This is a genomic window from Martelella sp. (assembly GCF_984369615.1).
Genome location: NZ_CFHTCS010000105.1, coordinates 1 through 12437 on the forward strand (window position 1 = coordinate 1; position 12437 = coordinate 12437).

At 62.8% G+C, this 12437-nt stretch carries 10 protein-coding genes; all 10 read left to right on the forward strand.

What is annotated here, in order from left to right; all coding sequences use genetic code 11:
• Positions 1-1407, forward strand: a 1407-nt coding sequence (locus AC5DC2_RS10585; protein ID WP_491698448.1) for an aldehyde dehydrogenase family protein, incomplete at its 5' end; no start/stop codon positions are given.
• Positions 1408-1502: 95 nt separating this feature from the next.
• Positions 1503-2759, forward strand: a complete 1257-nt coding sequence (locus tag AC5DC2_RS10590; RefSeq protein WP_024709729.1) for an ABC transporter substrate-binding protein — start codon at positions 1503-1505, stop codon at positions 2757-2759.
• A 313-nt stretch (positions 2760-3072) separates the two neighbouring features.
• Positions 3073-3975 (forward strand): carbohydrate ABC transporter permease, encoded by a 903-nt coding sequence (locus AC5DC2_RS10595; RefSeq protein WP_491698449.1) that lies wholly within the window; start codon positions 3073-3075, stop codon positions 3973-3975.
• Positions 3972-4853, forward strand: coding sequence for a carbohydrate ABC transporter permease (locus tag AC5DC2_RS10600; protein ID WP_024709731.1), 882 nt, complete (start codon positions 3972-3974; stop codon positions 4851-4853). The genes AC5DC2_RS10595 and AC5DC2_RS10600 overlap by 4 nt, the downstream gene beginning before the upstream one ends.
• A 4-nt stretch (positions 4854-4857) precedes the next feature.
• Positions 4858-5967 carry an ABC transporter ATP-binding protein gene (locus AC5DC2_RS10605; RefSeq protein ID WP_491698450.1) on the forward strand — a complete coding sequence of 370 codons (1110 nt, stop codon included), beginning with the start codon at positions 4858-4860 and terminating at the stop codon, positions 5965-5967.
• 3 nt (positions 5968-5970) lie between these two features.
• Positions 5971-7455 carry a GMC oxidoreductase gene (locus tag AC5DC2_RS10610; RefSeq protein ID WP_491698451.1) on the forward strand — a complete coding sequence of 495 codons (1485 nt, stop codon included), beginning with the start codon at positions 5971-5973 and terminating at the stop codon, positions 7453-7455.
• Entirely contained in the window at positions 7452-8213 is a 762-nt protein-coding gene (locus AC5DC2_RS10615) for a 3-ketoacyl-ACP reductase (protein ID WP_491698452.1), read from the forward strand. Before AC5DC2_RS10610 ends, AC5DC2_RS10615 begins: the two co-directional genes overlap by 4 nt.
• Before the next feature lie 161 nt (positions 8214-8374).
• Positions 8375-9955, forward strand: a complete 1581-nt coding sequence (locus AC5DC2_RS10620) for a GMC family oxidoreductase (protein ID WP_491698453.1) — start codon at positions 8375-8377, stop codon at positions 9953-9955.
• Positions 9956-10251: 296 nt separating this feature from the next.
• The gene (locus AC5DC2_RS10625) at positions 10252-11259 is read left to right on the forward strand and encodes a LacI family DNA-binding transcriptional regulator (protein WP_061449897.1); all 1008 of its coding nucleotides are present in this window, start codon (positions 10252-10254) and stop codon (positions 11257-11259) included.
• 189 nt (positions 11260-11448) lie between these two features.
• Positions 11449-12437: anaerobic ribonucleoside-triphosphate reductase (nrdD, locus tag AC5DC2_RS10630; protein ID WP_491698454.1), on the forward strand; the 989-nt coding region annotated here is incomplete at its 3' end.

The window sequence follows — 12437 nt, forward strand, 5'->3', positions numbered from 1 at the left end:
GAGCGCGCATCTCCCGCTCACGGGCAGACGGTGACGGAGGCAGCCCTTGGCGGCGTTGCGGAAACGGAAGCGGCAATTGCCGCCGCCCGGAAAGCCTTTGACGACGGGCGCTGGTCGCGCATTTCGGGCAAGGAACGGGCCGATATTCTGCTGAAGGTCGCCGCTTTCATCGAGCGCGATCTCGACCGCATCGCCATGCGCGACACGCTGGAAAGCGGCAAGCCGATTTCCCAGGCGAAGGACGAGATCGCGGGCGCAGCCGACATCTGGCGCTTTGCCGCCTCGCTCGCCCGCACGGTTTCCGGCGACAGCCACAATTCGCTCGGCGACGACATGCTCGGCCTGGTGCTGAAGGAGCCGGTCGGGGTTGCGGCGATGATCGCGCCTTGGAACTTCCCTTTCCTGATCGTCTCGCAGAAACTGCCCTTCGCCCTTGCCGCCGGTTGCACGGCCGTCGTCAAGCCGTCGGAACTGACGCCATCCTCGGCCGTCATTCTCGGCGAGCTTCTGATCGAGGCCGGCATTCCCGACGGCGTCGTCAACATCGTGCTTGGCTATGGCGATCCGGTGGGAACGACCATGTGCGAGAGCGAAAGTGTCGACATGGTCTCCTTCACCGGGTCCACCGCCGTCGGCAAGGCGATTGTCCGGGCCAGTGCCGGGACGCTGAAAAAGGTCTCGCTGGAACTCGGCGGCAAGAACCCGCAGGTGATCTTTCCCGATTGCGATCTCGACGAGGCGGCCGATGCCATCGTCTTCGGCGTCTATTTCAACGCCGGCGAATGCTGCAATTCCGGCTCGCGCATCATCGTGCATGAGGACATCGCCGAGGCGCTGACCGAAAAAGTGGTTGCGCTTTCGAAAAAGGTGCCCTTCGGCGACCCGCTCGATCCGCGCACCAAGGTCGGCGCGATCATTTCGGATGCGCATTTCGACAAGATCGACAGCTATGTCGAAGGCGCCAAAGGCGACGGCGCGGCGATACCCCTTGGCGGCGGAGCGCTTGCCGTGCCGGGGTTGTCAGGCCGGTTCTACGCGCCTACAGTCGTGACGAATGTCAATTCCGCCATGGCTGTCGCACGGGAGGAGGTCTTCGGACCGGTGCTTTCGGTCTTGACGTTTAAAACGATTGAGGAGGCAATCGCGCTCGCCAACAGCGCCGCCTACGGGCTGTCTGCGGGGGTCTGGAGCAACGATGTCAGCACCTGCCTTGCCTTTGCCCGCCGCGTTCAGGCCGGCACCGTGTGGACCAATACCTGGATGGATGGATTTTCCGAACTGCCCTTCGGCGGCGTCAAGGAATCGGGCCTCGGTCGCGAGCTGGGCCGCTACGGGCTGGAGGAATACCTGGAGGTGAAGACCGTGACGATGCGCGTCGGGCGCACACGCGCATCCTGGGTCGACTGAGATCGCCGGTCGCCGTCAAGCGGCCTGCGGGAGAGGAAATGACCATCATGACCGAAACCGGTCATGGGGTTTCAAAACGCAAAGAGGAGGAGACTATGCGTTTGAACTTTGCAAGAAGTGCAGCAATGATCGCCATCGTGGCGGCGTCCGCATCCGCGACTTCGGTGAAGGCCGAGGATGTGGAGGTCCTGCACTGGTGGACGGCGGGCGGTGAAGCCGCCGCGTTGAACGTGCTCAAGGAAAATCTGCAGGAGCAGGGCATTGGCTGGCAGGACATGCCGGTTGCAGGCGGCGGCGGCGAACAGGCCATGACCGTGTTGCGCGCCCGGGTCACCGGCGGCAACCCGCCGGCCGCGGTGCAGATGCTCGGCTTCGACATCACCGACTGGGCCGCCGAAGGCGCGCTCGCCAACCTGAACGACATCGCCGCCGAAGAGAACTGGGACGAGGTCGTTCCTGCGGCGCTGCAGAAATTCTCCAAATATGAGGGAGAATGGGTTGCGGCTCCCGTCAACGTCCATTCCACCAACTGGGTCTGGGCCAACAAGAAGATCCTCGACGAACTCGGCATCGAACAGCCCGAGACCTGGGACGAACTCGTCGCCGCGATGGACAAGGTGAAAGCCTCCGGCAAGACGGCCGTCGCCCATGGCGGCCAGGCCTGGCAGGACGCCACCATCTTCGACGCCGTGGTGATGGCGACCGGCGGGCCGGAATTCTACCAGGCCTCGATGATCGATCTCGATCCGGACGCGCTCGGCTCCGACACGATGAAGGAGGTCTTCGACCGCATGACCGTGATCCGCGGCTATGTGGACGACAATTTCTCCGGTCGTGACTGGAACCTGGCATCGGCCATGGTCATCAACGACGAGGCCGCCTTCCAGTTCATGGGCGACTGGGCCAAGGGCGAATTCCTGAAGGCCGGGCTGACGCCGGACGAGGATTTCCTGTGCTTCCGCTTCCCCGGCACGCAGGACCAGGTGACCTTCAACTCCGACCAGTTCGCCTTCTTCCAGCAGGGCGACGAGCCGACGCCGGAACAGGCAGCGCTGGCCAAGGCGATCATGTCGCCGGAATTCCAGTCGGCCTTCAACGTCGTCAAGGGTTCCGTGCCGGCGCGCACCGATGTCTCGGACGAGGCGTTTGACGCCTGCGGCAAGAAGGGCATGGCCGATCTGGCCGCGGCCTCCGAAAGCGGCAATTTGTTCGGTTCCATGGCGCATGGCCATGCCAACCCGGCCTCCGTCAAGAACGCCATGTATGACGTCATCACCGCCCAGTTCAACGGCGAGTATGACAGCGAGACCGCGACCGAGGAACTGGTCACGGCGGTGCAGATCGCGCAGTAAACACGCCGCACTTCGGGGAGGGCCAAGGCCCTCTCCGCTCGCAGACCATGAGGCGGGTTTGAAGGGCACTTCGCTCCAATACCGGCTTGGCTTGCCAGCTGAACTTGCCGCTTGTCGATCTCCCCCCTTGAGGGGGAGATGCCCGGCAGGGCAGAGGGGGGTGAACCGCCAGCAGCACGTTCGGTGCTTGAGGCAAGCCCTATACCCCCCTCTGTCGCTTTCGCGACATCTCCCCCTCAAGGGGGGAGATTGATTGGCGGTAATCCGCTTCAGAATAACACCGGCGGCAGGGCCGCCAACCCGGAGGATAGGAATGGCTTCGTCTGCAGCAAGACGAGGGAGCGCGGGAGATTTCCTGCGTGACGCCCTGCCGAAAATCGTGCTCAGTCCATCGCTGGCGATGGTGCTGATCTTCGTCTACGGCTTCATCGCCTTTACCGTCTATCTGTCGTTTACCGACAGCCGCATCCTGCCGAGCTATGATCTCGTCGGCTGGAAGAACTACATCAACCTCTTCCGGCTGAGGGCCTGGACGATCGCGGTCAAGAACGTCGTCATCTTCGGCGGGCTCTATATCACCTTCTGCTGCTTCATAGGCCTGATGCTGGCGATCTTTCTCGATCAGAAGATCCGCGCCGAAGGCTTTATCCGGTCCATCTACCTCTATCCGATGGCGCTGTCCTTCATCGTCACCGGCACGGCGTGGAAATGGTTTCTCGATCCCGGCATCGGCCTTGAAGCGGTGATGCATTCCTGGGGCTGGACCAGCTTCCAGTTCAACTGGATCAAATCGAACCAGATGGCGATCTACACCATCGTCATTGCCGCCGTCTGGCAGACCTCCGGTTTCGTCATGGCGATGTTCCTTGCGGGCCTTCGCGGCATCGATAACGAGGTGCTGAAGGCCGCCCAGATCGACGGCGCTTCCAATTTTTCGCTCTACCGGCGCATCGTCATTCCGCAGCTCCGTCCGGCCTTCATGTCGGCCATCGTGGTGCTCGCCCATATGGCGATCAAATCCTACGACCTCGTGATTGCCTTGACCGGCGGCGGCCCCGGCCGCGCCACCGAGCTTCCGGCAACCTTCATGTATTCCTACACATTCACCCGCAACCAGATGGGGATCGGCGCCGCCTCCGCCGTGATCATGCTGATGTCGATCGCCGCGATCATGGTGCCTTACCTCTGGTCGGAACTGAGGGAGAAGCACCAATGAGCTCGAATGCTTCCACCCAGGTCGTCTCGACGGGGCGCGGCGCGCGCTTCGTCATCTACACGATCCTGCTGATCTTCTGCCTCTATTACCTGCTGCCGCTTTACGTGATGGTGGTGAACTCGCTCAAGCCGCTCCGCGAAATCCAGGCGGGCGGAATGATGAACCTGCCGGATGCCTGGACCATCGAGCCATGGAAGAGCGCCTGGTCGACGGCGCAGATCGGCGTGCAGGCCACCGGCCTCAAGCCCTATTTCATGAACTCGATCCAGATGGTGGTGCCGGCAGTCGCGATCTCCACCGTGCTCGGAGCGCTCAACGGCTATGTGCTGACAAAGTGGCAGTTCCGCGGCCACAAGATCATCTTCGGCCTGCTGCTGTTTGCCTGCTTCATTCCCTTCCAGATCGTGCTGATCCCGATGGCGCGCATTCTCGGCATTATGGGCATTGCCGGTTCCGTGCCGGGGCTGATTTTCGTGCATCTGGTCTATGGCATCGGTTTCTCGACGCTTTATTTCCGCAATTACTACGCACAGTTTCCTGACGAACTGGTGCGCGCGGCGCAGATCGACGGGGCCGGGTTCTTCACCATCTTCCGCCGCATCATGCTGCCCTCGTCCGGGCCGATCGCGGTGGTCTGCATCATCTGGCAGTTCACCAATATCTGGAACGACTTCCTGTTCGGGGCGTCCTTCTCCGACTTCAACAGCCAACCGATGACGGTGGCGCTCAACAATCTGGTCCAGTCCTCCACCGGCGTGAAGGAATACAATGTCCACTTCGCCGGCGCGATCATGGCGGCGCTGCCGACGCTTCTCGTCTACATCGTCGCCGGTCGCTACTTCGTGCGCGGCCTGATGGCCGGCAGCGTGAAAGGGTAAAAGCATGGGTTTTCTCAAGATCGATCACGTCACCAAGAGTTTTGGCGCGTTAACGGTGCTGCACGAGACGAATATCGCCGTGGAAGAAGGCGAGTTCCTGGTGCTCGTCGGCCCGTCCGGCTGCGGCAAGTCCACGCTTCTCAACATGATTGCCGGGCTGGAGCCGACCTCCAGCGGCGATATCTCCATCAACGGCCGGTCAATGAACGGCGTCAGGCCCGCAGACCGCAACATCGCCATGGTGTTCCAGTCCTATGCACTCTATCCGAACATGAATGTCGGCGAGAACATTTCCTTCGGGCTGGAAATGCACGGGGTGCCCAAGGCCGAGCGCGACAAGGCGATCGATCAGGTGGCCGACCTCCTGCAGATCAAGCATCTCCTGAAGCGCAAGCCCGGCCAGCTTTCCGGCGGGCAACGCCAGCGCGTCGCCATGGGCCGCGCCCTTGTGCGCAATCCGGACGTGTTTCTGTTCGACGAGCCGCTGTCGAACCTCGATGCAAAACTCCGCGTCGACATGCGCACCGAGATCAAGAAGCTGCACCAGAAGCTCGGCACCACGATCGTCTACGTCACCCATGACCAGATCGAGGCGCTGACGCTCTCGACCCGCATAGCGGTGATGTTCGGCGGCCATGTGCAGCAACTCGGCACGCCAAAGGAGATCTACGACAATCCGGCCAACATGTTCGTCGCGGGTTTCATGGGCTCGCCGTCGATGAACCTGTTTCCGGCGAAGATCGTCGTCAAGGACGGAACGGCTGCGGCCGAATTCGCGCTTGCCGATGGCGGCACGGCGCATTTGCCCTTCCCCGGCAGCGCCATGGCCGCGCATGACGGCCGTGACATCATTTTAGGCGTGCGCCCGGAAGCCGTCACCGATGAACTCGGCGCCGACCGCTCCTCCAATGCCGTCCACACGATCAATGCCAGAATTGAAGTGACCGAGCCGGCGGGCTCCGACCTTTTCGTCGTCACCCAGCTTGGCGGCAAGGAGGTAACCGCCCGGTTCCGCGCCGATGTCGAGGCGAAGCCGGGCGATAGCTTCCCCTTCGCCGTCAACATGGAAAAGGCGGTCGCCTTCGATCCGGAAACCGAACAGCGTATCGGATAGGTCATGAACCGGTCACCCGACGTGGTCATCATTGGCTCGGGCATGGGGGGCGCGACGCTTGCCGCTAGCCTCGCCCCCACCGGCGCCGAGATCGTCATTCTGGAGCGCGGCGAACAGATCCCCGACGACGCGCCGGCGCGCGACCCCGACCGCATCTACAAGAACAGCGCCTTCCGCTCCGGCGAGACCTGGCTCGACGGGCAAGGCAAGCGGTTCTCGCCCGGCAATTACTACAATGTCGGCGGCAATTCGAAATTCTACGGCGCGGTGCTGCTGCGCTACCGCAGGCAGGATTTCCAGGCAATGGAGCATGAGGGCGGCATCTCGCCCGCATGGCCTTTCTCCTATGAAACACTTGCCCCCTATTATACGGTGGCGGAAAATCTCTACCGGGTGCGCGGCGATGTGACAAGCGACGCCACCGAGCCCGCCCATGACGGGCCCTATCCCTTTCCGCCGGTTCCGGACGAACCGGCGATCGCCGCCGTGCGAAAAAGGCTTGAGAAGGCGGGCGTTCATCCCTTCACCCTGCCGCTCGGCGTCGACATCGACACCTGGCTTTCCCATGGGGCAGATGGCTGGGATGGTTATCCCGACATTCGCTCGGGCAAGATGGATGCGGAAACCTGCGGGCTTTCGGCGGCATTGTCTCATGACAATGTGACGCTCGTCACCGGCGCGCGCGTCACCGGGCTCGAGACCGAACCCGACGGCCGCCGCATTGCCAGCGTCACCTATCACAGAAACGGCGAAACTATGATGCTCGCCCCGCGCTTCGTTGCCCTTGCGGCGGGCGCGGTGCAGAGCGCGGCCCTGCTGCTGAAGAGCGGGCTCGCCAATTCCTCCGATCAGGTCGGCCGCAATTTCATGAACCACAATGCCTCGGCGCTGATCGCCTATGATCCGCGCTTTGTGAATGACAGCATCTACCAGAAGACCTTCGGCATCAATGACTGGTACTTGAGCGACGGGCATAACGGCCCGCCGCTCGGCAATGTCCAGCTTCTGGGCCGGGTGGTGCCCAAGATCCTGAAGGCCAATGTGCCCTCCCTGCCGATGGCGGCCTGCCGCCACGTCTCGCGCCATGCCGTCGATCTTTACGCCATATCGGAGGATCTGCCGGATCCTGAAAGCCGGGTCGTTGTTTCGGGCGATGATATCCAGCTTATCTGGCGTCGTTCCAATATGGCCGCGCATCACAAGCTCGTGGCCCAGACGAAAAAGACGCTGAAGGCCGCTGGCTTTCCGGTTGTGCTGTCGCGGCTTTTCGATGGCCGCGTGCCCTCGCATCAATGCGGCACGGCGCGGATCGGCAGCGATCCGAAAACGGCAGTGCTTGATCCCGATTGCCGCAGCTTCGACCACGAAAACCTGTTCGTCACCGATGCCTCGGCCCTGCCGACGTCTGCCGCCGTCAATCCGGCGCTGACGGTCGCGGCGCTTGCGATGAAGGCGGCGGATGCGATGAGGAAGGAGCTTGGCGCATGAGCAGCAGGGTTGCGCTGGTCACGGGCGGCCAGCAGGGCATCGGGCTTGGCATCGCGTCGGCGCTTGTTGCAGCGGGGTTCAGGATCGCGATCGCAGCCGAGGTCGCGCCCGATGTGCCGGCCGTGGTGACGGCGCTCGAAAGGCTCGGCGGCAATGCCCGCTATTTCCGCCATGACATGCGCGATGTCGACCGGGTTGGCGCGCTTCTCGATGACGTCGAGGCGACGATGGGACCGGTGACGACGCTGGTTTCCAATGCCGGCGTCGGCGCGCCGGTCAGGGGCGACATGCTCGACCTCAAGCCGGGGAACTTCGATTTCGTCCTGTCGGTCAATCTGCGCGGCGCCTTCTTTCTGGCGCAGGAAACGGCCCGTCGCATGACGGCGCGAGCGGCGGAAACGCCCCGCTCCATCATCTTCATCACCTCCGTCAGCGCCGACATGGTTTCGGTGGAGCGCGCCGAATACTGCATCTCCAAGGCGGGCGCGGCGATGATGGCGCAGCTTTTCGCCGCGCGCCTGGCAGCCGACGGCATTTCCGTCTTCGACGTCCGCCCCGGAATCATCGAGACCGGCATGACGGAAGGGGTGAGGGACAAATACACCGCCCGCATCAAGGACGGTCTTGTGCCCGCTGCCCGCTGGGGCACGCCGGAAGATATCGGCGCGGCCGTGTTGCCGCTCGCCGAAGGCCGCTTCGCCTTTGCCACCGGCACGGTGATCGCCGCCGATGGCGGGTTGTCGATCGCGCGGCTTTGAGGGTGGCCCAGCGACCATCTATCTTTCCCCCTTTGAGGGGGAGATTGTTGGGGGCTTCCGTGAGGCTGTCGTTCATCCGGGGAGGCGATTACGGGGGAAGCGACAAAATTCTATTTGGAACGTTCCTAATCTCATGCTAGAAGGCCTTCGGGAGGAAATACATGGCCTATGATTTCATCATTGTCGGCGGCGGTTCGGCCGGTTGCGTGCTGGCGGCGCGGCTTTCGGAAAACCCGGAAGTCAACGTTCTGTTGCTGGAAGCCGGTTCACGCGACAGCCACCCGTTCTATACGCTGCCTGCCGGCTTTGCGAAGATGACCAAGGGCATCGGCAGCTGGGGCTGGCACACCGTACCGCAAAAACACATGAACGGCATGTCGATCCGCTACACCCAGGCCAAGGTGATCGGCGGCGGCTCGTCGATCAATGCGCAGATCTACACGCGCGGCAACCGCCTCGATTATGACGAGTGGCGGCAGATGGGCTGCACCGGCTGGGGCTATGACGATGTGTTGCCCTTCTTCAGGAAGGCTGAAGACAACGACACCTACGACAATGAGTACCACGGCAAGGGCGGTCCGCTCGGCGTTTCAAAACCGGCCGCGCCGCTGCCGATTTGCGAGGCCTATTTCAAGGCGGCCGGCGAGCTCGGCATTCCCTTCAACGAAGACATGACAGGCGAAAAACAGGACGGCGTCGGCTATTACCAGCTGACCCAGAAGCACGCCCGTCGCTCCTCCACGTCCAGGGCCTATCTGGCGGAGGCCCGCACCCGCAGGAACCTCACCATCCGCACCGGCATCGAAACGCGGTGCCTGCGTGTTGAAAACGGCAGGGTCACCGGCGTGGAAACGGCGAGCGGCGAAGTGATCAACGCCGCGCGCGAGGTGCTGCTGTCCTCCGGCGCCATCGGCTCTCCGCGGCTTCTGATGCTCTCCGGCATCGGCCCGAAGGACCATCTCGGCGATCTCGGCATCGAGGCGGTGTTCGACCATCCGGGCGTTGGCGCCAACCTGCAGGATCACCTCGACCTCTTCACCATTCTCGAATGCGCGGGCGACTTCACCTATGACAAATATGCCGAGCCCTTGTGGTCGGCGGTGGCCGGCCTGCAATATCTTTTGACCCGTAAGGGCCCCGTCGCCTCAAGCCTGTTTGAGACCGGCGGCTTCTGGTACGCGGAAGAGGGCGCGCGCTCGCCCGATATCCAGTTTCATCTGGGCCTCGGCTCCGGAATCGAGGCGGGCGTGGAGAAGATGAAGAACCCGGGCGTGACGCTGAATTCGGCCTATCTCAGGCCCCGTTCGCGCGGCAGCGTGCGGCTGAAATCGGCCAATCCTTCCGATGCGCCGCTGATCGACCCGAACTACTGGGCCGACCCGCATGACCGCGAAATGTCGATCCGCGGGCTGAAACTGGCGCAGGAGATCATGCATCAGAAGGCGCTTGCCCCCTTCATCAAGCGCGAGATGATTCCCGGCCCGGAGGTGAAGACGGACGAGGATTATTTCAACTATGCCTGCCGTCACGCCAAGACCGATCACCACCCCGCCGGCACCTGCCGCATGGGCAATGACGAGCGCGCCGTTGTCGACCCGGAGCTGAAGTTCAACGGCCTTGACGGCCTGCGCGTCGTCGACGCCTCGATCATGCCGACGCTGATTTCGTCGAACACAAACGCGGCGGCGATCATGATCGGCGAAAAGGCCGCCGACATGATTGCGCGCGAATACCGGCTTTGAGGGCTTGCGGCGGAAAACCGGCGGCCTTGGACGTTATAGAGATGAATGATTCACCCATCTGGCATAGACTCGCCAAACGGAAAGCCTTGCCGCCATCAATCTCCCCCCTTGAGGGGCAGATGTCGCGAAAGCGACAGAGAGGGGTCTGGGCATAAGCCACACGTCCGGTGTCTCGGAAGCAGATCACCCCCCTCTGCCCCTGTCGGGGCATCTCCCCCTCAAGGGGGGAGATTGTGGGGTGCCTGCTTGTCATCCAGAGGACGAAGGGCACGACAAAGCACACGGAAAGGCCGGACATGGCGAAACGACCGACGATCATCGATGTGGCCCGCCATGCGGGGCTTTCCAAGTCGACGGTTTCGCTCGTGCTGCAGAATTCGCCGCTGGTGAAGCAGGAGACCCGCAAGCGCGTCGAACAATCGATGCAGGCGCTGAACTATGTCTATAACCGCGCGGCGGCAAACCTGCGCGGCGCGGAAGCCGGGCTGATCGGGCTCGTCATCAACGATCTCAGAAACCCCTTCTTCGCCGAATTCGCGGCGAGCGCCCAGATGGCCTTTGCCGAACACGGCTTCGCCACCGTGATCGCCAACACCGACGAGGACACCGCGATACAGGATCAGGTGATCGCCTCCATGGTGGAGCACGGCGTTTCGGCGCTGATCATGTCGCCGGCTTATGGCGATGACGGCGCGGTGTTCGAGCGGATCGCACGCGCCGGCATCCCGGCATTGCAGGTGCTGCGCATGGCCAATGCCGACACCACCCGCTTTCCCTTCGCCTCCCTCGATTACGAGGCCGGAAGCCTTGCCGCCGCCCGCCATCTCATTGAAACCGGCGCGAGGAATATCGCCTTCGTCGGCGGCCTGCCGGACAGGGCCGTCACCCACGAGCGCATGGCCGGCTACCGCGCGGTGATCGCCGAGACCGGCGCCGAACCCTTTACCCTGCTCGGACGCCCGACGCGCGCCTTCGGCCGCGATGCGGCGCTGAAGCTGTCGCAGGATCGCCGCAGACTCGACGCCGTGCTCTGCTTCAACGACCTTGTGGCGCTCGGCATGCTGGCGGGCTTTGCTGAAACCGGCGTCATTGTCGGTCGCGACATCGCCCTGGTCGGCTTTGACGACATCGAGGAATGCGCGCTGGCCTATCCCAAGCTCTCCTCCGTCCACTGCGACATCGGCGCCTTTGGCCGCAGCGCCGCCGCCACCATGCTGACATGGCTCGAGACCGGCGAGCGCCCGCCGGAGAAAGCGTTCTCGCCGGTAACGATGACCGTCAGGGATTCCAGCGGTGCGCGTTAGTCCTCCGGCGCCGGAGCGGCAGACCGAAATTTCCCCGTCGAAAATCGATCCCACCTGACGATCTGCAAGGCGTGAAGGCGCGAATCGGTTCATCGATGGTCCTGGCCGAAATCACCATATCTTGATGCGGTATTGATAAGACATACCATATACGGTGCGGCCATGATCTCGAACCGAGGGGAAGCCATCATGCCGGAAGCGCCTGCCGCGTTGGAAAAACTGTCCGCTGGAGCAGAGGAAAGACTGCCATCCTTCGTCGTCAAACGAAACGGCGCGCGGGTCGCGTTTTCGGCGGAAAAGATCGAGCGCGCGATCGAAAAGGCGGGCGAGGCGACCGGCGCATTCGGGCCCGGCGAGGCGCGCAGGCTCACAGACCAGGTGGTCAAGGTCATCAGCCACAGCGCGCTTGACGACGCTATCGAAATCGAGCGCATTCAGGACATCGTCGAGCAGGCGCTGATTTCGGCGAACTTCTTCGAGACCGCGCGCGCCTATATCGTCTACCGCGAAAAACACGCCAAGCTGCGCGAAACCGGCAAGGTCGCCGTTGATGTGATTTCCTCGATCGATGAATATCTCGACCGCTCCGACTGGCGCGTCAATGCCAACGCCAATCAGGGCTATTCGCTGGGCGGGCTGATCCTCAATGTCTCCGGCAAGGTCGTCGCCAATTACTGGCTCTCCCATGTCTATGATCCGCAGATCGGCGAGGCCCACCGCGCCGGCGACCTGCATATCCACGATCTCGACATGCTGTCGGGCTATTGCGCCGGCTGGTCGCTTCGCACCCTGATCACCGAAGGGCTGAACGGCGTGCCGGGCAAGGTCGAGGCCGATCCGCCGAAACACATGTCGTCGGCCGTCGGCCAGATCGTCAATTTCCTCGGCACGCTGCAGAACGAATGGGCCGGCGCCCAGGCGTTTTCCTCCTTCGACACCTATATGGCGCCGTTCATCCGCAAGGACGGCCTCTCCTATGAAGACGTGCTGCAGTCGATCCAGGAGCTGATCTACAATCTGAACGTCCCCTCGCGCTGGGGCACGCAGACGCCCTTTACCAACCTCACCTTCGACTGGGTCTGCCCGGACGACCTGAAGGAACAGCGCCCGATCATCGGGGGTGAGGAAATGCCATTCGCCTATGGCGAGCTGCAGGTCGAGATGGACATGATCAACCG